The 22,474-nt window shown below is 69.0% G+C and carries 23 protein-coding genes and 2 pseudogenes; 16 read left to right on the top strand and 9 right to left on the bottom strand.

The features are described 5' to 3' along the window. Positions 1-197 precede the first annotated feature (197 nt). The 5 genes from ACFYM0_RS36740 to ACFYM0_RS36720 all read left to right on the top strand — a co-directional run bounded on the left by ACFYM0_RS36740 (position 198) and on the right by ACFYM0_RS36720 (position 4,607). Complete coding sequence (locus ACFYM0_RS36740; protein ID WP_388509722.1) at positions 198-980, top strand: BTAD domain-containing putative transcriptional regulator; 783 nt, start codon at positions 198-200, stop codon at positions 978-980. Positions 981-1,111: 131 nt separating this feature from the next. Continuing rightward, entirely contained in the window at positions 1,112-2,062 is a 951-nt protein-coding gene (locus ACFYM0_RS36735) for a hypothetical protein (protein ID WP_385578953.1), read from the top strand. Positions 2,063-2,215: 153 nt separating this feature from the next. Further along, complete coding sequence (locus ACFYM0_RS36730; protein WP_385578950.1) at positions 2,216-2,338, top strand: hypothetical protein; 123 nt, start codon at positions 2,216-2,218, stop codon at positions 2,336-2,338. 48 nt (positions 2,339-2,386) lie between these two features. Continuing rightward, a complete protein-coding gene (locus ACFYM0_RS36725; protein ID WP_388509718.1) occupies positions 2,387-3,466 on the top strand; it encodes a ferritin-like protein in 1,080 nt (359 codons plus the stop codon). A 274-nt stretch (positions 3,467-3,740) separates the two neighbouring features. Further along, positions 3,741-4,607 (top strand): hypothetical protein, encoded by an 867-nt coding sequence (locus ACFYM0_RS36720; RefSeq protein WP_388509715.1) that lies wholly within the window; start codon positions 3,741-3,743, stop codon positions 4,605-4,607. Between the two features lie 57 nt (positions 4,608-4,664). Here the strand turns inward: ACFYM0_RS36720 and ACFYM0_RS36715 are convergent, their stop codons facing one another. Both ACFYM0_RS36715 and ACFYM0_RS36710 read right to left on the bottom strand, forming a co-directional pair. Then, positions 4,665-6,233, bottom strand: coding sequence for a hypothetical protein (locus ACFYM0_RS36715; RefSeq protein WP_388509712.1), 1,569 nt, complete (start codon positions 6,231-6,233; stop codon positions 4,665-4,667). Between the two features lie 120 nt (positions 6,234-6,353). Next, positions 6,354-6,569, bottom strand: coding sequence for a hypothetical protein (locus tag ACFYM0_RS36710; protein ID WP_385578938.1), 216 nt, complete (start codon positions 6,567-6,569; stop codon positions 6,354-6,356). Between the two features lie 249 nt (positions 6,570-6,818). On the opposite strand from ACFYM0_RS36710, the gene ACFYM0_RS36705 reads away from it, so the two are divergent. Continuing rightward, a complete protein-coding gene (locus ACFYM0_RS36705) occupies positions 6,819-7,529 on the top strand; it encodes an O-methyltransferase (protein ID WP_388509709.1) in 711 nt (236 codons plus the stop codon). An 84-nt stretch (positions 7,530-7,613) separates the two neighbouring features. Here the strand turns inward: ACFYM0_RS36705 and ACFYM0_RS36700 are convergent, their stop codons facing one another. The 3 genes and pseudogenes from ACFYM0_RS36700 to ACFYM0_RS36690 form a co-directional block, all read right to left on the bottom strand. Next, positions 7,614-7,895, bottom strand: coding sequence for a hypothetical protein (locus ACFYM0_RS36700; RefSeq protein ID WP_388509706.1), 282 nt, complete (start codon positions 7,893-7,895; stop codon positions 7,614-7,616). Beyond that, complete coding sequence (locus ACFYM0_RS36695; RefSeq protein WP_388509704.1) at positions 7,862-8,338, bottom strand: peptidoglycan-binding protein; 477 nt, start codon at positions 8,336-8,338, stop codon at positions 7,862-7,864. Before ACFYM0_RS36695 ends, ACFYM0_RS36700 begins: the two co-directional genes overlap by 34 nt. 351 nt (positions 8,339-8,689) lie before the next feature. Then, a pseudogene (locus tag ACFYM0_RS36690) lies at positions 8,690-8,828 on the bottom strand (transposase); the annotation flags it as partial. A gap of 443 nt (positions 8,829-9,271) precedes the next feature. On the opposite strand from ACFYM0_RS36690, the gene ACFYM0_RS36685 reads away from it, so the two are divergent. Continuing rightward, positions 9,272-9,466, top strand: a complete 195-nt coding sequence (locus tag ACFYM0_RS36685; protein ID WP_388509701.1) for a hypothetical protein — start codon at positions 9,272-9,274, stop codon at positions 9,464-9,466. A gap of 143 nt (positions 9,467-9,609) precedes the next feature. Then, positions 9,610-9,726: pseudogene (locus ACFYM0_RS36680) on the top strand (NUDIX hydrolase); the annotation flags it as partial. A gap of 373 nt (positions 9,727-10,099) precedes the next feature. Here ACFYM0_RS36680 and ACFYM0_RS36675 read toward each other — a convergent pair. Beyond that, positions 10,100-11,065 (bottom strand): pirin family protein, encoded by a 966-nt coding sequence (locus ACFYM0_RS36675; RefSeq protein ID WP_388509698.1) that lies wholly within the window; start codon positions 11,063-11,065, stop codon positions 10,100-10,102. A 127-nt stretch (positions 11,066-11,192) separates the two neighbouring features. Here ACFYM0_RS36675 and ACFYM0_RS36670 point away from each other — a divergent pair, with 127 nt between their 5' ends. Then, positions 11,193-11,561, top strand: coding sequence for a tetratricopeptide repeat protein (locus ACFYM0_RS36670; protein ID WP_388509695.1), 369 nt, complete (start codon positions 11,193-11,195; stop codon positions 11,559-11,561). Between the two features lie 174 nt (positions 11,562-11,735). Continuing rightward, positions 11,736-12,941, top strand: coding sequence for a methyltransferase (locus ACFYM0_RS36665; RefSeq protein ID WP_388509692.1), 1,206 nt, complete (start codon positions 11,736-11,738; stop codon positions 12,939-12,941). Between the two features lie 150 nt (positions 12,942-13,091). On the opposite strand, the gene ACFYM0_RS36660 is transcribed toward ACFYM0_RS36665, so the two are convergent. Next, positions 13,092-15,866 carry a penicillin acylase family protein gene (locus ACFYM0_RS36660; RefSeq protein WP_388509690.1) on the bottom strand — a complete coding sequence of 925 codons (2,775 nt, stop codon included), beginning with the start codon at positions 15,864-15,866 and terminating at the stop codon, positions 13,092-13,094. A 173-nt stretch (positions 15,867-16,039) separates the two neighbouring features. On the opposite strand from ACFYM0_RS36660, the gene ACFYM0_RS36655 reads away from it, so the two are divergent. Beyond that, positions 16,040-16,339, top strand: a complete 300-nt coding sequence (locus ACFYM0_RS36655) for a DUF2087 domain-containing protein (protein WP_388509687.1) — start codon at positions 16,040-16,042, stop codon at positions 16,337-16,339. On the opposite strand, the gene ACFYM0_RS36650 is transcribed toward ACFYM0_RS36655, so the two are convergent. Further along, the gene (locus tag ACFYM0_RS36650; RefSeq protein ID WP_388509685.1) at positions 16,312-17,076 is read right to left on the bottom strand and encodes a metallophosphoesterase; all 765 of its coding nucleotides are present in this window, start codon (positions 17,074-17,076) and stop codon (positions 16,312-16,314) included. The two genes, ACFYM0_RS36655 and ACFYM0_RS36650, sit on opposite strands and share 28 nt — an antisense overlap. A gap of 101 nt (positions 17,077-17,177) precedes the next feature. Here ACFYM0_RS36650 and ACFYM0_RS36645 point away from each other — a divergent pair, with 101 nt between their 5' ends. Both ACFYM0_RS36645 and ACFYM0_RS36640 read left to right on the top strand, forming a co-directional pair. Then, a complete protein-coding gene (locus ACFYM0_RS36645; protein WP_388509682.1) occupies positions 17,178-17,753 on the top strand; it encodes a TetR/AcrR family transcriptional regulator in 576 nt (191 codons plus the stop codon). Positions 17,754-17,870: 117 nt separating this feature from the next. Continuing rightward, positions 17,871-18,659, top strand: coding sequence for an SDR family oxidoreductase (locus ACFYM0_RS36640; protein WP_388509679.1), 789 nt, complete (start codon positions 17,871-17,873; stop codon positions 18,657-18,659). 78 nt (positions 18,660-18,737) lie between these two features. Here ACFYM0_RS36640 and ACFYM0_RS36635 read toward each other — a convergent pair whose 3' ends face one another. Continuing rightward, on the bottom strand, positions 18,738-19,208 hold the full coding sequence (locus tag ACFYM0_RS36635; protein ID WP_388509677.1) for a winged helix-turn-helix domain-containing protein: 471 nt from the start codon (positions 19,206-19,208) through the stop codon (positions 18,738-18,740). A gap of 806 nt (positions 19,209-20,014) precedes the next feature. Here ACFYM0_RS36635 and ACFYM0_RS36630 point away from each other — a divergent pair. The 3 genes from ACFYM0_RS36630 to ACFYM0_RS36620 all read left to right on the top strand — a co-directional run bounded on the left by ACFYM0_RS36630 (position 20,015) and on the right by ACFYM0_RS36620 (position 22,045). Continuing rightward, positions 20,015-21,223 carry an acyl-CoA dehydrogenase gene (locus ACFYM0_RS36630; RefSeq protein WP_388509674.1) on the top strand — a complete coding sequence of 403 codons (1,209 nt, stop codon included), beginning with the start codon at positions 20,015-20,017 and terminating at the stop codon, positions 21,221-21,223. A gap of 119 nt (positions 21,224-21,342) precedes the next feature. Beyond that, the gene (locus ACFYM0_RS36625; protein ID WP_327256492.1) at positions 21,343-21,801 is read left to right on the top strand and encodes an Rrf2 family transcriptional regulator; all 459 of its coding nucleotides are present in this window, start codon (positions 21,343-21,345) and stop codon (positions 21,799-21,801) included. 145 nt (positions 21,802-21,946) lie between these two features. Continuing rightward, entirely contained in the window at positions 21,947-22,045 is a 99-nt protein-coding gene (locus ACFYM0_RS36620; RefSeq protein ID WP_388509671.1) for a putative leader peptide, read from the top strand. Positions 22,046-22,474: the final 429 nt, after the last annotated feature.

Genomic DNA, 22,474 nt, shown 5'->3' with positions numbered 1-22,474 from the left:
TTCTCACCCTAGGAAAGCGCCGTCACCCCGACGTCATTACCGCGCGACCTACGCGTGGACCGGTGCGGCGGGGCCGTTCCGGATGAGCGGCACGGCGAGCGGGCCCCGCACGGCGAGCGGGCCACCGCCCATTCGCCTACCGTGGAGACATCTGCTCCGGTTCGGTAGCGCTCTCGTACACCCCTGTGAGAGGGCAGATGTACACCTCGGAATCAGTCCCGCCTGCACATCTGCGACTGCTCGGCCAGTTCCGACTGGAGTACAGCGCCGAGCCGGTTCCCATGTGTTTGAACGCGCAACGAATACTGGCCTTCGTCGGCCTGCACAAGTGCGTCAGCCGGACCGTCCTCGCGGGCTCCCTATGGCCGGATGTGACCGAGGAACACGCCCGGGGAAGCCTTCGTAGCACCCTGTGCAAGCTGCCTCGCGGGCACGCGCTCGTGAGCTGCTGCAAGGACTCGATTTCGATCGCCGATTCCGTGAGCGTGGATGCGCACGCACTCGCCGAGACCGCGTTGCGCATCGTGCACGCCTCAAAGGCCTGGGGCGGCGGACCTGTGCCGATGGTCCTGCTCAACGGAGGAGACCTGCTGCCCGGCTGGGACGAAGACTGGGTGCTGTTCGAGCGGGAACGGCTGCGGCAACTCCGTTTGCACGCACTCGACGCGCTCGCCGAGAACCTGTCACGAGAGGGACTGCACGCGCTCGCCCTGGAGACCGCCCTGACGAGCGTACGGATCGATCCCTTGCGCGAGAGCGCTCATCGGGCGGTCGTCTCCGCACATCTGGCGGAAGGCAATTTGAACGAAGCGGTACGGCACTACCGCGCTTTCCAGCAGCTGCTGCGCGAGGAGCTCGGCGTCGAGCCCTCGCGCCGGTTCGCCCGGATGATTCCGCCGACCGCGGTGGGGACGATGTACGCCGTCGATGGCCCGATGGAATGGCAGCGCAATGACGGTGGGGTGACAGGATCCCCGTAGGCTCCCTTTTGGCGGGACGCAATCCCCGCTCTTGGCGGGACGCGATCACCCGAAAACCATGCCGGGAGGCCCCGCCCCCTCCACTCCGTCGCTCTCCACCACCATGAATTCCGGAGCAGGTGAATGCTGTCATGACCACCACCATTCTTGACGTCTCCGCGCCGTTCCGCGCCATCGGAATGGACATGCCCGGCGAGCCGGCGGACGAGCGCGAGCAGTTCGCCCGCATCACCAGGGAATACCCGGACGAGGATGTCGAAGCCGCCCGGCAGGCGTTCCTGCTGAGCAAGCTCCACATGGTGAGGACCCACCCGACCCTCGACCTCGACGAACGTGGGGCCACGGTCTCCGCCATGGCGGAGCAGCTCGGCCTCGACGCCCTCGCCGAGCAGCAGCCGGTGCCGGGCGGCGTGGGCTACGGCTTCTACTACTACGACGCGTTCAAGCGTGCGTTCAGTACGGGCACCTCGCTGGGCTGGGACATCATCTGCCCGAACACTCCCGGGGGAAACGTCAACAACTTCCTCTACGTGACGGCCATGAACCGTGCGGTCCTGGGCCTCGAAGCGTATGTCCACTACTACGCGCAAACGGCTCCGCGCTTCAAGGTGTACGACTGGGCCAGGCCCGCCAACCCGTGGCAGACCGACCTGCCGTGGTCTCACATGACGGAATACCTCAGAAACGTCTCCTCGCACGGTCAGACACGTCAGGTCCTGGGTGTCACGAACACCACGGTGCAGGTCACTCCCGGGACGTGGCGCAACGAGGTGTACCTGTACAACGCCGTCCGCGGCCGCTACGACCTCATCTACCAGTTCGACTACGCCGCCACGCTGGCCCAGCAGATAGCCCCCGTCTTCAACGGAACGTGGGCGCCCATCGTGGAGACGTTCCAGCCCAGCTACTCCGGCACCAAACCTCTGGGCGCCCTCGCCACCTCCACCTGCACGCGCGACAGTGCGGGCAACTGGGGTCCTTGGGGACTGCTCGCCTTCTACCAGAGCTACGTCCGCACCGACAACATCGGCTTCCACGTCGAATTCCTCGACCCGAACTACAACTTCGCAGTCAAGAGCTGACCCCCGATGTCCGGCCCCGAACCCCGCGTCCCACCGGACGCACAGCAGCCTCCGGGACCGACCGCGGACCGGCGCGAGGAGTTCGCCCGCGAATCCCGCAAAGCCCCTCGGGATCCCGCCGCCGAGCGGGCCTTCCGACAAAGCAAGATCGACATGATTCGCAGCGACCCCCGACTGACGGAGGCGGAGAAGGAGACGGAAGTCGCCGAACTGCTGCGCCGCATGAGGGTGCCCGATGCCGAGGAGCCGGATGCCGGTCCTCCGGACACCGGATGAGCAGTCCGGCGCGCCACCGGATTGAAGGGATACGGAAAGGGGATTTCCGTGACCACGCTTGCCGACTACCGAAGCAACAGGATCGTCGAATTGATGGACGAACCTTCGGAACACCATGACGCCGAGTGGTTGAAGGAGGCCTTGCAGCAGGCCATCATGCTGGAGCTCGCCACGCTTCCGCCCTACTTGTGCGGTCTGTGGTCGATCAAGAACCCCGATCCGGACGAGCCCGTGTCCCGCGCGATACGTGAGATCGTCTTCGACGAAATGTCCCACCTGGGCCTCGCCTGCAATCTGCTCACCACCATCGGCGGAGTCCCCCGGCTGGCCGACGCGGCGATCGTGCCGAAGTATCCCGGTCCGTTGCCGGGCGGTGTACGGCCCGAGCTGACCGTCTCGCTGAGCGGGCTGACGAAACAGAGCCTGGACATGTACTCCCGGATCGAGGAACCCGACCACCCCGTCACACTCTCGGCGGCCAGGACTCACACCTCCATCGGGGCCTTCTACACCGCGATCCTGGACGCGTTCAGGAAGCACAAGGGGCTGATCACCGGCGCCCGGCAACTGGTCATGGACATGAAGGACCATGGGGCAGGCAACAGCATCTATGCCCTCAACTCGTTCGCGGACGTCAAGTCGGCCATCGAGGTCATCAAGGAACAGGGAGAGGGTACGTCCGCATCACCGGAGAATCCTCACCCCGGAGAACTCGGCGAGCTGGCACACTTCTACGTCTTCCGGGAGCTCTTCCACGAGCGCAAGCTGAAGCGGAACCCCGACTATCCCGACCGATGGGAATTCACGGGCGACGTAATCCCGATGCCGCAGGTCCTCCCCATGGGCACAGTGCCCCCGGGCGGCTGGGCAGCGGGCAGCGCGTCCGAACCCGATCCCGATACCAAGGCACGCCTCGCCACGTTCAATCGCAACTACAGCGAACTGCTCCGCCTCCTGGAGCGGGCCTGGAAATCGGCCGTAGCGGCCGAGGCGGCGGAGCTGCTGATGGATGCCGTGGGTCAGATGTTCACCCTGAAAGGCCCGGCGTGGAAGCTCATGGCCAAGCCCCTACCCGATGGCAGCGGCAAGAGGTACGGACCGGAGTTCCTGTACACCACCGCCCCGTAGCGGCGAGAGCCCACCGACCGGCGCGAGGAGTTGCCCGCGAGTCCCTCGAAGCTCCCCGCGATCCGGCTGCCGAGCGGACCTCCGCCTAGGGGCTGATCAGCGTGATCCGCTCGGATTTCGGCTGACGGACGCGGAGAAGGAGAGGTCAGTCGCGAAGCTGCCGCATGCTCTCCGGTCGACTGGTGAGGAATCCGATGGGCACATCCGACAGTGGGGAGCCCGATGATCGGTGACCAGGGGATTCCGATACGCACAGGACGAAGGACTGAGCATCATGCATACCTCGGTGCGCGACAACTTCCCCGCTTTCTCCACGCGGCTGGAGGGGCGGGTCAAGCACATGTATCTGGACAGTCTCGGCAACGTGACCATCGCCATCGGCAACAAGATCGACCCCGTGGCGGATGCCCTGGATCTCGCTTCCCTCGGTGCGCCGTTGCTCCGCGACAGCAACAACACGAAGGCGAGCGACGCCGAGATCACCGCCGAGTGGACCAAGGTCAAGGGCGGCAGTACGGCCACGACGCTGCATCTCAGCGAGCCCTCGATCGACGCCCTCGTGACGAAGCGACTGAAGCAGAACGAGACCGTTCTGCTCACCATCTTCCCGGGATTCGACGACTGGCCGGCCGACGCCCAGCTCGCCATCCTCAGCATGGCCTGGGGCCTCGGCCCGAACGCCCTGCGCCCGCCCAAGTTCCAGAAGCTCCGTGCGGCCATCGGCGCCAGGAAGTGGCTCAACGCCGCGCGGGAGTGCAACATGACCGGCTCGGGCCTGGACAAGCGCAACGCGGTCGACCGCGGCCTTTTCCGGAATGCGGCCGTTTCCGAGGAGCCCCCGGCCAGCGATCCGGCAGTGCTCTTCCTTCCCATCCCCGGCAACCGCCCCAAGCGACAGTTCGGGGACGGGCCCAACGACCCCGATGTCGCCGTCGTACAGAGGATGTTCAATCCCGCGCGCCTGGATCTCCTGGCCCCTGGCACCTTCACCCCGGGAACCTTCGACTCGGCCACCCTCACCGCCGTGAAGGCCTTTCAGAGCGGCGAAGCGGCCCTGCCCAGCTCGGGACCGTTCCCCGTGACAGGTGTCGTCGCCCAGCTCACCTGGGCATGCCTGGGTGAGCACGTTCCGCAGGCTTGAGGTCTGCACCGGCACAGATGCCCCACGCTCCGGAGCGCGTGCGCCCGGCGGGAAATTTCAGACACGCCCTGGATCAACGGCGCGGGGTGCCTGGTGGTCAGGTCGGGTGGAGGTGGCTGCCAGCTCCCGGCTGGAGGCCTCCACCATGACGCGCACCATCTCGTCCGCGGACGGTCCGGGGGTCCGGCACAGGGAGTCGAGGCTGTAGCCGTTCGGGGCGAGCCGCAGGAGGGTGTCGGCGATGTGGTGGCGCTGGTGTGCGAAGGCCGCGTGGTTGCCGGTCTCGTGCTCCTGGGCAGGGCGTGGCGCCGGTTCAGTCGTGACGGTGTGGAGGTGGTCCTCGGCACCGACGGCGGACAGGACCTCGCGGAAGGTCTCGGCTTCGGACCGTCCGAGAGCCGCCAAAGTGGTCGCCAGATCGTCGGAGACCGGTGCCTTGCGAAGCCGGCGGGCTTCCTTGAGGTATCGGTCGAGGATGAGGTGGAGGAACGAGCCGGGCGGGGGAGGAGCCTGGTCCATGGCGTCCAGGACAGCGTTGAGCCAGTCGACCATGCGCTGGCCAGCGAGTCCGAGTTCGTCCCAGCACTCCGCCCGCAGACTCTCGGCCAGGTAACGGGCCCGTTCGAAGGCCTTCCGGCTCGGGGTCATGGGACTCGGCGCGTCCAGCGGACCGTAGACGTCCCGTAGCCGAGGAGCGTGCTGCTCCGCGAGGGAGCACAACAGAGCCAAGTGGACGTAGACGTGGAAGGCCGCCATGGTGCGGTGGGCGTTCCAGCGGTTGCTCCCGTCGAGGCCCGGTACGTTCCACAGCGACACGACGCGGCGGACCTCGGTGGGCGCGTGCGGGGAGTCGTCGAGGTCGCGGACCAGCATGGAGTGGGCGTGACGGAAATCGTACAGCTTCTGGTGAAGGGCCTCGTGGAACAGGTGCTCGGCCACCCACCAGGGGTTCTGGAGGAGCTTTCGGTTCAGGAAGACGATGCCGACCATGGTGAACTGCGAGCTCGACGCCTTGCCCTTCCACGCGTCCGTCCCGGAGGTGATCCCGATCAGGTGAGTGTGGCTCAGGGCACTGCGGGAGGTCAGCGGCAGGAGTTCGCCGAGGAGCCGGTAACCCTGGCGCAGCCGTTCGAGGTCGCTCTCATCGGGTCGGTGCAGCCCGGCGGCGAACTGCTGCTCGACGAAGCGGTCGAATGTCTGCCCGAGCAAGCCGCCATCCGGGCCGGGGGAATAGATCCAGGGCGTGTCGGTCGGATCGCCGAGCCACTGCGCGCCGGCGGAATCGCCCTGCAGCGGTCCGTGGGCGGCGCCTGTTTCCACGTGCTGCGCGACGGCCTCGATCACCTGGGCGCACAGCTCCGGGGACAGCGAGTTCCGCCCGGGACCGGCGACCTCTTGAGCCAGCAGCTGTTGGACGGCCTGGCGCAGGAGCGGATCACCCAGGGCGCGGTATTCGGTTTGGGGCCGAGCCCGTTGCAGTGCGGTCAGCAGGTGGCGGGCGGCCGGAGTCGACGCGCCGAGGCCCTCGAGTCGGCGTTTGAACGCGAGGTGCATCTGCTCCCGCACATATGGGCTGTCCCCAAACGGCTTGCGGGACAGTGCCGTGTCGAATGCGTTCAAGTCCATCTCTCGCCTCTCCGTCTGTGCCGTCCTGGCGCACCTACGCGCCGTTCTCGTGTCGCTCGGTGATGGTTCGCCGCGGCTGCTCGTGCCGCACCGTTCCTCGGGGCGGCACGAGCGGGTGCACTACTCGGGCTCGTCGACCTCCCCGGCGTCCACGACATCGGGAGTGTCGTCATCGTCGTCGTGGTGGTGGTGGCCGCCCGCGGCCTCGAGGAACGCGGAGGTCGCATTGTGCTTGGCCTGCATCTCCTCGACTTCCTTGTCGGTCACCTCGCGGTCGAATTCGAGGATCACGCGGGATTCCGACTTGCGGTTCCCGGGATTGCTGGGATTTCCCATGGCTCGGCGCCCTTCTCCGGAGGGGTAGGAGCGACCGACTCCGGTGTTCGAATACGGGATGAAATTGCGGGACAAAACCTGCCGTGCGAGCATCATTTATGCCCGCACTTCTCGCCGCTACCACTTGGTGCGCCGGAAAGCCACCTGAACGGGCGTGCGCGCCGAAGGGCGCGCGGCGGAGCGGGCACTTGCCAAACACGCAGTGGGCGTCCGGATCGGGGGCGGGCATCCCGACCGAGGAGGCATGCCATGGAGCTGACGGCCAACAGGGGGACTTCGGACACGCGGTCCTGGGTCAGCCTGACGTTCGACCACGAGATATCGGCTGCCGAGGTCGAGGACATGAAGCGGAGCCTGGGCGCGCGAACCGCCCTGCAGGTGCCGCCTGCGGTCGGCGCCGGCTACGCGCGGGCCCGGCAGATCGGGTTCAATAAATCCTGCTGCCCCGAGGTGGGCGCGCTAATGTCTGTCCTGGCAGCGGCGGTCCCCACCGGCGGGCGGATCCTCGAACTCGGCACGGGAGTCGGCGTCGGCCTCGCGTGGATCGTGCACGGGCTGCGCTCCCGCACCGACGTCGAGGTCGCCAGCGTCGAGATCGACCCGCAGAAGTCCGGCCTCGCCGCAGGCGCGGGCTGGCCCGACTGGGTGACGCTGGTGGTCGGCGACGCCAAGGAGGTCGTCCCCTCCCTGGGCGAGTTCGACCTGATCTTCCTGGACGTCCCCGGTGGGTTGAAGGCCTCCCTGTTCGACGGCGTCATCACCGTACTGAGGCCCCGCGGACAGCTGCTGATCGACGACATGAACCCGTACTGGGGCAAGGGCAAGACCCGCGTGCCCCTTGACGGGCGCGACCCTGAACGGCTGCTGGAGGACTCCCGGATCGCCTGCGCCTTGCTCCAGTACGCGAGCGGAATGATCCTCGCCTCGCGCCTGCCCGACCAAGGACTGTCCGATAGATGATCATCCGGTCGGTTCGCGGACCAGAGGTGATAGCCGAAGAATGCAGCGTGCGACGGCCTCTTCGCCGCATACCCAGAGGCGCGGTCAGGCGCGGGCGGCTCCCAACGTCAGCTTCACGGGGTCTGGGGGCCAGGCGTCCCAGACGCGCTTCATTTCGAGATTGACCAGGGCCGAGGTCTCTAGCATGGTCGGCCCGAAGAGGGTGATCACGCGGTTCTGGTCCACAAGGAAGTGCGGCTCGAAGAGCTCGAAGTAATGCTGCCCGTAGCTGGTGGGTGTCGGGACGAACGTCGGGTGGGCCAGCGGGGTGCTGGGGGTGAGGAACAGGTTGTTCAGCCAGTGGCGCCGCAGGTCCGTGTTGTACATGCTGACGGGGCGCCATATCGGCGCCTCGAAGCTGTGCCAGACCAGCCGGAGGGGCTCGCCGATGAACACGCTGTTGGTGAGAAGTTGAACTCGGGGATCGGGCGGGTGCTCCAGGAGAGCCACTCATCCCGGTCCGCGTTCGGCAGGGCCCACTTCCCGTCGAGCCTGGCGATGGTCCCGACGCCCACTACCGGGTCGGCGGGCGTGAGTGCCTCATCCTGCTTGAACTTCTTGACGGCATTGGAGGTCTCCGTGCCGAAAAAACCGGTGGCCCCGCTCGGGAGCGCGTAGCTCGGATTGCCCAGGTCGATGAGCGCGAACTGGACGGCTTTGATGTGCTCACCCGACTGGCCATATTTGAGGTATGCGGTCGTGTCCGCCGCGCGAATCCTCTCCAGGACCGGATCCCCTCTGAAACGTGCCGACTCGAGCTGCAGCGCCATGATGGATCTCCTCCTCCGGCAGCGCCCCCTGCCCTTCCAGCGTCCTCCCCGGGCCTGCTGCTTCGCACCCCGGGCCAGGGGTGAGTGATCCCACGGGGGCCCCTAATTCCTGCGTCAGGACCGCAGTGGTGCCGGGTGGCTTCACGGCGGTGTCCGAGTGGCGAGGCCCGTTACACCTGCCGCAACCCAAGCCTCTGGGTAGCCCCGCGGACGGCCACGCTGCGGTGGTGACGGCTCGTGAGTGCCGGATAGATGCCTTGGGTGCCCTTGGCAGCAGATGCCTACGCATAGAGCGGCCATGTCCGGTCAAGGGGTGAGCATGGCAGCTGGTAGGACGAGCTACCACGAAGATGCGGATGCGGATGCGGGCCATGACCGGCTCGAACTGGGTGCAGTCGTTCACATTCCCGCCGGTGATCGTGAAGGCGAGCGGCCGACCTTGCCCGTCTCAGGCGAGGTGGATTTTGGTGCTCAGTCCGCCGCGGGGGAAGGCCCTTGCAGGGCGAGGCGAAAGTCAGCGCCACCGAGTTCGCAAACGAAGGCCAAATCAGGCGTGACATCGAACTCAGCCGCCGCCTAAAGGCCAACGTGCACGTCATGCCGGCAATTGACGTCATCCCCGGGCCGCTCCTAGAGGAAGCCCGGGAACACTGCGGCGTGGCCGGTCTCGAGCTCCTCGTCCTGCATAACCCGACCTCCGACCTCGTTTGGCAGAAGCGCGTACCGAGCGGGACCGCCAGGCCGAGCACCAGGCACGGGCGCAGCAACGCCGACGAGGAAAGCCGTAGCTCGCCCCGTAGTGGATGCCAACTTGCCGACGTGCCACAGTGCGCACTCGCGCGCTCCCTGCCGCGCCGGGGCTCATTAGGCCATCCTGGTGGCATGGCGACCCTTCCGAAGGCCCCATGCCCCTCTTGCTCCGTTCCGCACGCCTTGCTGCCTACCAAACGGATCGGGTACGGATCCATCAAGGACCACAAGATCGAACCCCGGGCACTGGTGCTGTGTCCAGGCAGCATGGTCCACGTCGCTTACGCCGAGGCGCGAGCATGGCAGCTCGAGTTCGAGCGCGCACAGCAGGAGGCAACGGCGCCGACCGCAGTGGAAGAGATGCTCTTCGAGGGATGAGGATCGGAGAGCGGCACCCGTGCAGCTCATCGCAGTAACGACGAGGGGCTTGCGACAATCACCAGGCCCCGGCGTCCCGCCGACGCCCAAAGACCTCCTCACCCCAAACTGCTGCAGCTGCCGTGAGTGACCGAGAGACGTCGCTGAATGACAATGCTCCACCTCAGCGTCGGGTTGCCGGGGCCGTCGTGGTTCATGAGGGTCGAGTACTGCTCGTACGGCGACGAGTTGAGCAGGGCCAACTCTCATGGCAGTTCCCCACTACGGCAACCAGGGCGCGAACGTTGTCACTTGCGCACAAGATCCGCCACGCACACTTCATCCACGGATCGAACTCCCCGGCCGGGTCCGACGGCACGATCGCAGGAGCCGACGGTGCAGCGGCGGCTACCCCCGCCCTTCGGAGGCAAGAGGACTCGACCAGCCAGCGGCTAGATCTGACTACCCGTCATTGGAGTCAGCAAAAGGTCAGCATTCGTTCGACCAAACTCGGTAACAGCCTGCAAGACATGAGACTCGACCGTCGGCGCCGAAGGCTCTCGCACCATGTCCGGCGGCCTCCCCTGCGAAGTCAAGACCGGAGGGCCGGGATCGAGCACAGCACCCGACCCTCGCCCCACACAGACCAGCAGGTCAACGCACTCTTCCCCTGGCTTTCAGGTGCGTCGGCGGGAGTTCGGGAGACGGAATCGGAGGGCCGTCGTAGCCCTTCACTTCGCCAAACCGGGACCCGTTCATCCAGTCTTCACGGGCCTGCGCGATATCATCGTGTGACCGTCCGATCCAGTTCCAGAACATCACGATCTCCTCCTCGAACGGCTCGCCGCCCAGCAGCATCAGGCCGGCGTCCGAGACCGCGCGCAGGGGGAGGTCCGTGCGGCCGCAGCCGAGGTAGAGCATGGCGCCCGGGAGGACCGGGACGCCGTCGACGTGGGCTTCGCCCGACATCGACAGGACCGCGTACTCGAAGTCCGGGTTCAGCGGGAGCCTGGCCTCCGTGCCCGCCGCCAGGGTCAGGTCCGCGCCGACGATCGGGCTGTACGCGGTTCCGGGCGAGGTCGCCGAGTCCAGGGTGCCCAGGATGACCGTTGCCATCAGGCCCGGGGCGGTGACCTGCGGGAGGTCCGCGTGGTGCTGGAAGTGCGGGTCCACGTCGCGGTGCGCGTCCGGGAGGGCCACCCACAGCTGCGCGCCGTGCAGGAAGCGGGCGTGCGGGCGCGGGCTCTCCTCGGAGTGGCTGATGCCCCGGCCGGAGGTCATCAGGCCGAGCTCGCGCGGGCGGATCGTCGCCAGGCTGCCGACGCTGTCGCGGTGCAGCACCTCGCCCTCGTGGAGCCAGCTGACCGTCTGGAGGCCCGAGTGGGGGTGCGGTGCCACCGCCATGCCGGGCTCGTCGGCGATGTCGTCGGGGCCGTAGTGGTCGACGAAGCACCAGGCGCCGACCATGCGGCGGCCCAGGTTCGGCAGAAGCCGGCGGACCTCGGTGGACTCGCCGAGTTTGACGGTGCGCGGGCTCAGGAGCTCGCGTACGGGCTCGGCGACGACGAAGCCGCGGCCGCCGCAGGTGGAGAGAGCGGGCTGGCGATCGAGATTGCTCATACCGCACAACTTAGTCCCGGCGCCGCCCCCGAGGTCATGGGAATGTGCGTACGGATCCACGTGTTGAGCAGCCGGACAGTGCGATGGGCAGAACAGGGCACGGCACCTGTACGGCGGAAGGGATCCGATGGACGTCATGGGCGCGATCGACGGGCAGCAGGGCTACCTGGAGCACGGGACCGCCGCCGAGCGCTGGGACCGCGGCCTGCTCTTCTTCGAGGCGAAGGAGTACGCGAACGCCGCCCGCGTCCTGCACGGCGTGGCGGCCGAGGCCCCCGAGCTGCTGGCTCCGCGGCTGCTGCTGGCCCGCGCCTACTACCACTCCGCGCAGCTCTCCAAGGCCGAGCGCGAGCTCCGTGCCGTCCTGGACCGCTGGCCCGTGGAGGACTACGCACAGCTGATGCTCGGGCGGACCCTGGAGCGCCAGGGCCGGGCCGCCGAGGCGGCCGCGTACCTGCGGATCGCCGCCGCGATGGCCGGGGACTTCCCGGAGTAGCGGCAGCGGGGAGGACGAGGAGGACTGGTCGCGGAGGGGGTACGGACCCGGTCCGGGACCCGGTCCGCAACCGGGTCGCGGGTGGGCCTGCGGCGGGGCGCGTGCCCCGCCGCCCACTCTCCCGGCCCCGCCCGTGCGGGACCGGGGCGGTCCCTCGGTTAGCCTGGGGGCAATATGAACCGTCTGACCACGCCCTTCGGCTCCTACGAGCTCGCCCGCTTCCCCGAGGACCCGCGCGACCGGCTCTTCGCATGGGACGCCGCCGACGAGTACCTGCTCCGCCACCTCGAATCCGGTACGGGTGAACGCGGCCCGGTGGATCTGGCCGGCGCCGGGCAGATCACCGTGATCGGTGACCGCTGGGGGGCGCTGACGACGGCGCTGGCCGCGCACCACCCCACCCAGATCACCGACTCCAGCCTGACCCGCTCCGCCACCGCGGCCAACCTGGACCGCAACGGCATCGGCACCGCCAAGAGCACCGTGACCCTCCTGACGACGCAGGACGCGCCGCCGGAGCGGATCGACGTGCTCCTGGTGCGGGTGCCCAAGAGCCTGGCGCTGCTGGAGGACATGCTCTACCGCCTGGCCCCGCACGTGCACGCGGGCACCGTGGTCGTCGGCACCGGCATGGTGAAGGAGATCCACACCTCCACGCTGCGGCTCTTCGAGAAGATCCTCGGCCCGACGAAGACCTCGCTGGCCGAGAAGAAGGCCCGGCTGATCTTCTGCACGCCGGGGAACCCCGGAGCCGCGCATCCCCGGACCGACGGTCCGTGGCCGGTGACGTACACCGTCGACCAGGACGCCGGGTCGGGCTCCGGCCTGACCGTGGTCAACCACGCCGGGATCTTCTGCGCGGACCGCCTCGACGTCGGCACCCGCTTCTTCCTGCAGAGCATTCCGACCAACACGGACGGGGCCCGCGTCGTCGACCTGGGCTGCGGCAACGGCATCGTCGGCACTGCCGTCGCCGTCGCCGACCCGGAGGCCGAGGTCGTCTTCACGGACGAGTCGTACCAGGCGGTGGCCTCGGCCGAGGCCACGTACCGCGCCAATATCCAAGGACGCCTGGACCGCGCCGAGTTCATCGTCGGGGACGGGGTCTCGATGCTGCCGCCCGGTTCGGTGGACCTGGTGCTCTGCAATCCGCCCTTCCACTCCCACCAGGCAACGACCGACGCGACGGCACTGCGGATGTTCGCGCAGTCGCGCAAGGTGCTGCGGCCGGGCGGTGAGCTGTGGGTGGTGGCCAACCGCCACATGGGTTACCACACCCACCTGCGCCGCCTCTTCGGCAACAGCGAAGTCGCTTCGAGCGAGCCGAAGTTCGTGGTCCTGCGTGCGGTCAAGCGGCGCGAGCAGCCCCGCGGCGCGTGACCTGCCGGTACGTCCCGCGCGCCGGTCTCCCGACCGCCCCGCGCCAACTCGTCGGCGGGCCCCACCGCCGGGACGAGTGCGAGGAGGCCCGACGGTCCCGGATCACTCCGGGACCGTCGGGCCTTCGTGCACTTCCCGCACGAAGGGGCCTCAGCGGTGGGCGGGGAACTCCACCACCTGCTGATAGGTGGGCCGGTTCTGCCAGTTGATCTGCGGGTGGGCCAGGCCGCCCACCGGACGCTGCACGATCGCGTCCGCGCACCACTGGTTGCCCGCGGCGCAGATCCCGTCCGCCGGATACACGGCGGCGGGGGCGGCGGCGGCGGCCTGCTTGAGCGTCGCCGTCACGGCGTCCCGGCACCCGGAGAGCGAGCCGCCCCCGCAGTAGGCGCGGGCCAGCGGTCCGGACACCGGGCGGCCGAGGACCGTACGCAGGTCCTTGTCCACGTAGCTCCACCAGCCGTACTGGAAGGCCGATCCGGCGTGCGAACCCGTGGGCCCGTGACCCGCGTTGGGCGCCTCGTCGATGGTCAGCGAGGCGCGCAGGGCATCGTAGAGCGGCGCCCCGAGGCCGGGCTTGAACTCGGCCTCGACGAGGAGCGGCCACCAGGCGTCCATGATCCGTACGGCGTCCGCGTGCGCGTACGTCTTCGACCCGCGCGCGGTCTCCTTGCGCTCGGCACCCGCGGCCTGCCACGCGGTGAGCTTGTCGATCGCGGCCGCGACGGCCGGATCCGTGACGGGCGCGCCGCGCAGCACGGCCAGCAGCTCGGGCAGCAGGTTCTCGGCACGCAGGTCGGTGACGGCCGCGTCTGCCATGGCCTGGGTGAGTTTGGCCCGGGTCACGCCACCCGCCGCGACGAGTGGTTTGACGCGCTGGTCGAGGAGGTCGCCGCGGTGCACGGAGCCCATCCCGAATCCGGCCGCGGCGTACCCCTTGGCCTGCTTGTTGTTCCAACTGACGTAGTAGTCCTGGCCGATGGACTGTGGATGCTCGGACGGCGGAGTGTAGGCCGCGGTGTTGGCCGCCGGGTCGAAGTCCTGCCATTCGTAGATCTGCTTGCCCTGGATGGGAAGCGCCGCGTCGACGCCCGCCGGACGCACCGGGTTCGACCCGCTGTTGTAGTAGGCCGCTTCGCGCGAGTCGGCGTAGAACCAGTTGAAGGCGTAGCCGATGTGCTGGGCCGCCTCCTGGAAGGTGCGGGCGTCCTTCACGTAGGAGGGGTCGTTGAACATCTGGAAGCCGATGATCGAATCGGCTTCGTGGCGGTACGTGGAGCGCAGCGCGGTGTAGGCCACGGGCTTGCCCGCGACGGTCGCGCGGTGCGTGACGATGCCGTAATGGGTGCGCCACACCTGCATCCGGTAGGAACCGTTGGGGGTGGAGTCCGCGACGGAGGACTTCCAGGCGTTGGTGTGTTCCAGCTTCTCCATGGGCGTGCAGGCCCCGCGGTAGACGTACGAGGCGCTCGCCCTGGTGGGGGCGCCCCCGCCGGGCTCGCACAGTTCGACGGCGAAGGTGTCGGTGATGTCCTGGCCGGCCGAGGTGGCACTCCAGGCGTAGTCCTGGCCCCGACCGAGCTGTACGTACATGCTGACGCCCGCGAAGGAGGCGCCGCGCGCGCTGATGCCCGGCCCCTGGAGCTCCTGGAGCATGAGGAGTTGGGGCGCGAGGTAGCCGGTCTGCGGGCCGAAGACGGCGACCGGGTGGCCGCTCGCGGTCTTCGCTCCGGAGACGAGCAGGGCGTTGGACATGCTCTGCTTCACCGGCCTGGGCGGGTTCGCCGCGGCGGCGGTCGCGGCCGAGCCCGTACGGTCGTAGACGAGCTGCTCGGCGGTGACCGAGCCGGCGTCGGGCAGGGCCGCGCCCTGCGGGTCGGCGGGCTTCTGGGCGTAGGGGAAGCTCGTCCCGTCGTGGACGGTGAGCACGGCCTCCGGGTCCTCGCGCTCACGGAAGGACTCCCAGACCCGGGTGCCCTCCTCCAGGCCGTACTTCTGCTGCGCGGACAACAGGGAGAGCGCGGCCTGTACTTCGCCGCCTCCCCCGCCGCCGAACAGTCCGCCCACGACGGAGGCGAGGGCGATCAGGTCGGTGAGCTTGAAGGGCTGGATCTCACCGGCGTTGGTGATCGAATTGATGTGCCCGGTCAGCACGTACTCGCCGGGGAAGTAGCGGCCGTTCTTGGACTGCACGCGATAGGCGTTGATTCCGTCGACGTAGGCCTGGGCGTCCTCCATCGCGAGTCGCCCGCGCTCGCCCTCCACGGTCCGGATCCGGTCCACCTGGGCCTGGAAATCCGATTCGGTGTACGGGGCCTGCGGCCAGAACTGCTGCTCCAGGCCCTGGTTGGCGAGGGCTCCGCCCGCGAAGGGGGTGAGATCGCCCCGGCCGACGTGCCGGAAGAGGTCCATCTGCCAGAGCCGGTCCTGTGCGGCCGCGTAGCCGGCGCCGAAGGAAGTCCCGTAGCGGGTGGTGCCCTTGATGTGGGGGACGCCGCTCTTCTTGTCCCGGGTGATGGTGACGTCGGAGCGCGGGCTGCTCGTGGACTCGACCTGGTCGGCCGGGACGCCGAAGGAGGCGTCGTTGAAGAACTCGTTGACCTTGGCGTCGGTGAGACCGGGATAGCCGGCCACCAGGGAGTCGTAGCGCGCCAGTTGGTCGGAGGTGTGGGCGGGCAGCGTGCCGAACGCCTTGTGGGCGAGGATCTGCGCGAGGGTGGCGTTGCCGCTCTGGCCGGGCGGCAGGATGTCCGCGCACTGCCCGCCGCAATAGTCGGCGTAGTCGGCGATCGGGAGTGGCACCGGCGCGTCGGCCGCCGAGGCGACCGGGGCGGCCGGGGTCAGCAGGGCCGCTCCGAGGGCGATCAGTGCGGTGGCGACGGCAGTTCTCGTGCGAGCTCTCGTGCGCGTGGTGGGACGTCGCATACGTGCTCCTCCGTGGGGGGCAGGAACCGGTCACGGGGAGGGTACTGGCAGGGGCTACCACTCAGTAAGATGAACGACCGTCACTTTTCACGCGTGCGACTTCGCGCGTGATGACTTCGCGCGTGCGGAAAATCCGTTGCCCCGGGGCGACCGGCCGGGTGAAGCTCCATGGCATGTCCCAAAGCACCGCAGAAACCAGCACGCGCACCCGGCGCGGCGTCGCCGACCTCTTCACCGCCGGCGGCCGTCTCACGGCCATCCCGCGCAAGGCGGCCCGCCGTGAGCAACTGCTCGCCCACCTCACCGAGACCCTCTTCGCGGCCGACCGCGCGTACACGGAGCCGGAGGTGAACGACCTGCTGCTCACCGTCCACGAGGACTGCGCGGCTCTGCGGCGCTACCTGGTCATCGCCGGGCACCTCACCCGCACCCGCGACGGCTCCGGCTACCGGCGGGCCACGACCACCCTGTAGTGGGTCGTCAGCCGCCCGTCCTCGCCGATCACGTGGAAGGCGACGGCCGGCGGCTCGTCCGTGTGGACGTACTCGCTCTCCCCGGACGCCGCCTCCCACGGGAGCCGGGTCGTGGACACCACGCCGGGAGCCGCGAGCAGCGGCCGCCCCGCGAAAGTGGTCGCCGCGCCGGCGTGGGCGTGCCCGCACAGGAACGCCGTCAGGTGCGGGTGCCGCTCGGCCAGCGCCGCCAGCCGCTCCTCGCCGAACTGCCGGAGGCCGTCCACGTACGGGATGTGCAGCGGAACGGGCGGATGGTGGAAGGCGACCAGTACGGGCACTTCGCGCGGAGTGTCGGTGAGCACCCCGTCCAGCCAACCGATCGTCGACTCCTCCAGGTACCCGCGGTGTTCACCGGGGACGGACGAATCGCACACCGCGAGGACGAAGCCGTCGCCCCGCAATACTTGGTCGACCGGAGCCCCGGAGGGGCGTTCCTCCCCCAGCAGACCGCGCCGGAAGGCGGCCCGGTCGTCGTGGTTCCCGGGACAGACGACCAGCGGATGGCGGGAGCCGAGGGCCTTGCGCGCCTCCTCGTACTCCTCCGGGCGCGCGTGATCGGCGATGTCCCCGCTCACCAGGACCGCGTCGAGCGCGTACGGGAGCCCCTCCAGGTACTCCATGACGACGCGGGTCCGCTCGGCGGCCCGCTCCCCGCCGTCGAGGTGGACGTCGCTGAGGTGGGCTATCACGATCACGGGAGGTGACTCCTTCGGTCCGGAAGCTCGGATTGTATGCCTGGACCACGAGGCCGGGCAGCATTGTTGACCTTGAGGTCAACAATCGATAGCGTGGCGTCATGGGCAGGCCGAAGAACTTCGAACCGGACGCGGTCATCGCACAGGCGATGGAGGCGTTCTGGACCAACGGCTACGCCGGCACCTCCCCCGCGGACCTCGCCGAGGCCACCGGGGTGGCCAAGGGCAGCCTGTACCACGCCTTCGGATCCAAGCGCGAGCTGTTCGGCAAGGCCCTCGAGCTCTACGGTCGCGCCGGCTCGGAAATGACCGAGGAGTTCCTCGCCCGGCCGAGCACGACCAAGGAATGCATCCGCGACTACCTGACCCTCCTCGTGGACACGGACCTGGACGGGCCGGTCAGGCGCGGCTGCTTCGGCACCAACACCGCACTGGAACTCGGCGGGCGGGACGAGGAGGCGACCCAGGCGGTCCACCGCATGGGGCAGCGCACCATCCAGCTCCTCACCGACCGCATCGAGCAGGGCCGCCGCGACGGTGACGTCGCCCCCGAAGTCGACGCCAGGACGCAGGCGCAGTTCCTCCTGAGCACCATCATGGGGCTGCGCGTCATGACCAAGACCTTCGACCGACCGACCCTGTACGGGGTCATCGACACGGCTCTGGCGGGTCTCTGACCCACGAGGCCCCTGCCGGGGCCTTTTTTACGCCCTAGTTTTTGACCTGTAGTTCAAAAAACCTGTAGTTCAAAAGACCTGTGGCTCAAAAGCCTGTAGCCACAAGAAAGTGGAGTCATGGACCTCGGAATCAGCGGGAAGACCGCCCTCGTCACCGGTGCGGGCCGAGGCATCGGCCTCGCCATCAGCCAGGCCCTGGCGGCAGAAGGCGTGCGGGTGGTGGGCGCCGCACGCACCATCACGCCCGAACTGGAGAAGGCCGCCGCCGCCACCGTGTCCGTCGACCTGAGCACGCGCGAAGGGGCGACGAGGGTGGTCGGGGAGGCCATCGACGCGGTCGGCGGGATCGACTTCCTGGTCAACAACGTCGGCGCGGGCGATCCGGACGCACTGCCCCTGGGCGGCTTCCTCGACGTGGACGACGATCAATGGCAGGCCGTCTTCGACCTCAACCTGTTCAGCGCGGTCTGGACGACCCGGGCGGCGCTGCCGAGCATCCTGGAGCGCCGGGGCGCGATCGTCAACATCTCGTCGATCAACGCCCGTGTACCCGCCGGCTCACCGGTCGGCTACGCCGAGGCCAAGGCGGCACTGAACCAGCTCAGCAAGCGGCTCAGCGAGGAACTCGCGTCACGCGGCGTGCGCGTCAACACGGTCTCCCCCGGCTTCGTCTCGAGCCCGCTGTGGACCGACCCGAACGGTTTCGGCGGCAAGGTGGCCGACGCCTACGGAGTCAGCCACAGCGACCTGCTCGCGAACATTCCCGGGCAGTTCGGCCTCGCATCGGGACGCGTCACCACACCCGAAGAGGTCGCCGACCTGGTCGCCTTCCTCCTGTCCGAACGCGCCGCCAACATCCACGGCGCCGACCACGTCATCGACGGCGGCACCCTCAAGGCCGGCTAGGGCCGTCTCTTTCAGCCTAGACACCGCTTCCTTGCCGCCCGGAGTCCGCCGGTCCGGTTCACGGACCGGCTCCGGAGGCTACTGGTGGTCGGGCACGTATTTGTAGCCCACGCGCCGCACCGTGGAGATGCGGCCCCGGTAGGCGGGGCCGAGCTTGCGGCGCAGCCGGGCCACATGGACGTCGACGGTGCGGCCGTCGCCGACGTGCCCGTACCCCCAGATGCCCGAGATGAGCGCATCCCGGGTGTGAACCGTGTGCGGGTGGGCCACGAAGTGGGAGAGCAGGTCGAACTCCAGGTAGGTCAGATCCAGTTCGCGCCCGTCGACCTCGACCAGTCGGCGTTCCCGATCGACCCGGATGGCGTCGTCGGAGTGGACGGGCCCGGGCTGGGGGGCCGGTTTCACATCGGGAGCATGCGAGGCCCCGAGTTCGAAGGGATGGACCTCCGGGCGCACGCCGTGCGCTCTCATCAGAGCCACCGGGTCCACGTTCGCCGGCAGGAACACGAGGTACCCGACGCGGCCCCCGTGCGTTGCGTGGGCGGGCACGACGGCAGGGTGGTCACCGACCAGCTGCAGTCGGGGTGCAGGGGAACGACGGGTGGCGGGTTCGGGAAGTGCGGCGGTCACGATGAGCCCCTTCGGCTGCTCGGAGTGAAGTGCGGATGCCGGGTGTTCGGCCACGACCGGGCCTGGCGGATCCACGGCGAGCCCATGGCGGATCCATGACGGTTCCGGCGGAGAGGGCGGGCATGCCGTACACGCGGCGCACCCGCAGCGACTCGGCAGGGAGACCCGGAGGGGCCGGCGCCAGACGAACCGCTGCCCGTCGGAGAGGAAGGCACGCGGAGAGAAGCGGCGGCCGGAACACCTCCGCGCGACGTGGAAATGCCCTGTCGGAGAACCTCAGACGGGTCGGCAGACGGCGCTGGCGACGAGATGGAAGTCAACGTGCCTGCGGCGTACGAGCAACGGCTGCGACGGGGACATGAACACATCGTGGAGTGCCCGACGGGACCGCGTCAACACTTCCCTACCGATCCTATAGGGAATCAGGCCTCCCGAGGGTCTCCCGACCCCATGTCATCTCTCATGGAGAGACGGGACTGTCCGCCATGCGGTCACGCACTTGCCGGGAAGGCCACTTCGGGCAAGTATCCCTATCAATCCGATGGGAAAGGTGGGGATTCGGTGAAGCCCGGCACGAGCGCCTCCCGCGCCACCCAGCGAGCAACCGGCCGACACCCCCAACGACGTTCCGGAGTATCCGACATGACCACCGCCACCCCCCATGGCACCGACGTCCGCCCAGCCCCAGCGCCATGCGGCGACGCCCGGGCCTGTCGGTGACTCCCGTGCCGACGACACCGAGCACCCTCGGCCGCCGGTCCGCCGACGAGCAGCGCCGGGCGCAATTCCTGCGCACCGCCCACGACGTGGCGGACGACCTCGCCGCGGACGCCATCTTCCGCGACCGGGCGGGCAGGCCGCCGACCGACGAGGTGGCCCGGCTCCGCGAGGCCGGCCTCCCGGCCGGCCTCACCCCGCCCGGGCCGGGCCGGGGAGCGGACTGGCGCACCGGATGCACCGTCATCCGGAAGCTCTCCACGGCGGACAGCTCCGTCGGCGACGTACTCGCCCGCCACTACGTGCACGCATGGAGCGGACGCTTCTACGCGAGCCTCGACCACGCGACCGCCCTCGAAGAGCAGTCGGTTCGCGAGCAGTGGCTGTGGACGGGCGCCATCCGCACCGCGACACCCGACGAAGACACCGGCGGGCCGGACCTCACGTTGCAGCCCCGCAACACCGGCTACGTGCTCAGCGGGCGCCGTTTCGTGGATACGGCGGTGTCCGTCGCCGACCAGATCGTGGTCGACGCCGTCTGCGCGGTGACCGGTGACGTGCTGGTCGTGCGGATCCCATCCGGCGTTCCGCGCATGAGCATCGAACCCGCCCACGACCGCCTCGGGCAGCGCGTGGTCGGCGCCGGCGAGGTGGCCTTCGACCGGGTCACCGTCACGCCCGGCCAGGTGCTGGGACGCCGCCCGTACGACGAGGAGCCGACCGCTCCGTTCACCGCGCTCGCCGATCCGGCGCTCCGGCTGGCCCAGTGCCACGTCGGCCTCGGCATCGTCGAGGGCGCCCTCACCGAAGCACGCGACCTCAGCAGGGGCGGTCACGCATACCGACGACTGCCCGGTGCGGATCCGGACCTCTTCCTGACGTACGGGGAACTCGCCTCAGCCGCCCAGACGGCCACCGCCGTGGTCGACCGTGCGACCGAGGTGATGGCCCAGGCCCTGGACCGGGGCGCGCAGCTCGGTGACGAGGAACCCGCGGGCATCGCCGCTCTGGTCGCCACGGCCGAGACGGTGACGTCGAAGGCCGCCCTGCACGTCACGGCGCGGGTGCTGGAACTCGCCGATGCCCCCGGCCTGGACCGCTTCTGGCGCAACGCCCGCGTCCTGACGGCCCACCATCCTGCCGCGCACCGTCTGCGCTCCATCGGCGAGCACTACCTCAACGGCTCCCACCGTGCGGTGGCGGCGGCCTTCCACTGACACGGGGCACCCCTGCGGGGTGCGGATCCCCGGCCGCGGGGCGGGTGCCCGTACCCACCCCGCGGCAGGCCGCGCACCCGCGGCGGACGCGGGACCCGGGCATGCGGGATAATGGCTCCATGCGGATCTCAGCCAGGGCGGACTACGCGGTACGTGCCGCACTGCAGCTTGCCGCGTCGCAAGATGATGGGCCACTCAAGGCCGAGGCCATCGCCGACGCCCAGGACATCCCGCACAAGTTCCTCGAGGGCATTCTGAACGACATGCGCCGGGGCGGGCTCGTGCTGAGCCAGCGTGGTGGCAACGGCGGATACTGGCTGGCCAAACCCGCCGCGTCCATCAGCATCGCGGATGTGATCCGCGTCGTGGACGGACCGCTCGTCTCGGTGCGCGGGGTCCGCCCCCCCGACCTGGCGTACACCGGCCCCGCCCAGGCTCTCCTCCCCCTCTGGATCGCCCTGCGGGCCAACGTGCGCGAGATCCTCGACGGCGTGACGCTCGCGGACGTCGCGTCGTCCGACCTGCCCCCCGACGTCTCAGCCCTGTCCCGCGCCCCTGACGCCTGGACCAATTCCTAACCACCACCCCTCCCCCACCTGCGGTTTCTCACATCCCGAGATCCAACCGTCCAGCATATGGTCATGCTCTTGGGGCGCGTCTCCCTGTCTGCCAATATGCCTACCAACCAGGTGGGAAAACTAGGAATCAGGGGGTGAGGCAGCCGTGCGGACACTGCAGCGCGCCGGCCGGATCCCGCCCCTGACCTCCCGCCGGCACATCGACCTGGTCCGTACGTCCAGCGCCATCTGTCAGCCTTCCTGACACCGGCCGCAGGGCCCGGTACCCCTGGCGGAGCACCGCTGAGGCACTGAGCAGCCCCTCACCGTCGGCAGGCTCGGCCCCTCGGCCGACATCACCACCCGCATGTTCGAGCGACAGCGATCCCGCCGCCCGGCCGGGTGCGACCGCCACGCGTGCCGACGGCTCCCCGTCGACGTCTCCGTACCGCTTCGTCCCCAGAGTCCCGTCTCCGTACTTCCCTCCGTACCTCCCCGACCGCCACCCGTGAAAGGACACCTCCGTGTCTGCCGCAAGACCGCTCACCACCCTGCGTGCCATCGCCCTGACTGCTGCGCTCCCCCTGCTGCTCACCGCCTGCGGCTACGGCTCCGACGCGAAGAAGGACGACGCTCCCGCGAAGGAGAACGTCGCCGCCGACGCCAAGAAGCTGTCGGCCTCCGAGGTCCGCAT

It is taken from the genome of Streptomyces sp. NPDC006487 (genome assembly GCF_042870555.1).
GTDB lineage: Bacteria > Actinomycetota > Actinomycetes > Streptomycetales > Streptomycetaceae > Streptomyces.
Note: the sequence above shows the minus strand (reverse complement) of the source record. Positions and strands in the feature narration are given on the sequence as shown.

What these genes read in the sequence shown, in the direction of transcription:
- ACFYM0_RS36740 (WP_388509722.1), top strand. Translation starts at nt 198, where the DNA reads ATGTACACCTCGGAATCAGTCCCGCCTGCACATCTGCGACTGCTCGGC.
- ACFYM0_RS36735 (WP_385578953.1), top strand. Translation starts at nt 1,112, where the DNA reads ATGACCACCACCATTCTTGACGTCTCCGCGCCGTTCCGCGCCATCGGA.
- ACFYM0_RS36730 (WP_385578950.1), top strand. Translation starts at nt 2,216, where the DNA reads ATGATTCGCAGCGACCCCCGACTGACGGAGGCGGAGAAGGAGACGGAA.
- ACFYM0_RS36720 (WP_388509715.1), top strand. Translation starts at nt 3,741, where the DNA reads ATGCATACCTCGGTGCGCGACAACTTCCCCGCTTTCTCCACGCGGCTG.
- ACFYM0_RS36715 (WP_388509712.1), bottom strand. Translation starts at nt 6,233, where the DNA reads ATGGACTTGAACGCATTCGACACGGCACTGTCCCGCAAGCCGTTTGGG.
- ACFYM0_RS36710 (WP_385578938.1), bottom strand. Translation starts at nt 6,569, where the DNA reads ATGGGAAATCCCAGCAATCCCGGGAACCGCAAGTCGGAATCCCGCGTG.
- ACFYM0_RS36705 (WP_388509709.1), top strand. Translation starts at nt 6,819, where the DNA reads ATGGAGCTGACGGCCAACAGGGGGACTTCGGACACGCGGTCCTGGGTC.
- ACFYM0_RS36700 (WP_388509706.1), bottom strand. Translation starts at nt 7,895, where the DNA reads ATGTACAACACGGACCTGCGGCGCCACTGGCTGAACAACCTGTTCCTC.
- ACFYM0_RS36695 (WP_388509704.1), bottom strand. Translation starts at nt 8,338, where the DNA reads ATGGCGCTGCAGCTCGAGTCGGCACGTTTCAGAGGGGATCCGGTCCTG.
- ACFYM0_RS36675 (WP_388509698.1), bottom strand. Translation starts at nt 11,065, where the DNA reads ATGAGCAATCTCGATCGCCAGCCCGCTCTCTCCACCTGCGGCGGCCGC.
- ACFYM0_RS36670 (WP_388509695.1), top strand. Translation starts at nt 11,193, where the DNA reads ATGGACGTCATGGGCGCGATCGACGGGCAGCAGGGCTACCTGGAGCAC.
- ACFYM0_RS36665 (WP_388509692.1), top strand. Translation starts at nt 11,736, where the DNA reads ATGAACCGTCTGACCACGCCCTTCGGCTCCTACGAGCTCGCCCGCTTC.
- ACFYM0_RS36660 (WP_388509690.1), bottom strand. Translation starts at nt 15,866, where the DNA reads ATGCGACGTCCCACCACGCGCACGAGAGCTCGCACGAGAACTGCCGTC.
- ACFYM0_RS36655 (WP_388509687.1), top strand. Translation starts at nt 16,040, where the DNA reads ATGTCCCAAAGCACCGCAGAAACCAGCACGCGCACCCGGCGCGGCGTC.
- ACFYM0_RS36645 (WP_388509682.1), top strand. Translation starts at nt 17,178, where the DNA reads ATGGGCAGGCCGAAGAACTTCGAACCGGACGCGGTCATCGCACAGGCG.
- ACFYM0_RS36640 (WP_388509679.1), top strand. Translation starts at nt 17,871, where the DNA reads ATGGACCTCGGAATCAGCGGGAAGACCGCCCTCGTCACCGGTGCGGGC.
- ACFYM0_RS36625 (WP_327256492.1), top strand. Translation starts at nt 21,343, where the DNA reads ATGCGGATCTCAGCCAGGGCGGACTACGCGGTACGTGCCGCACTGCAG.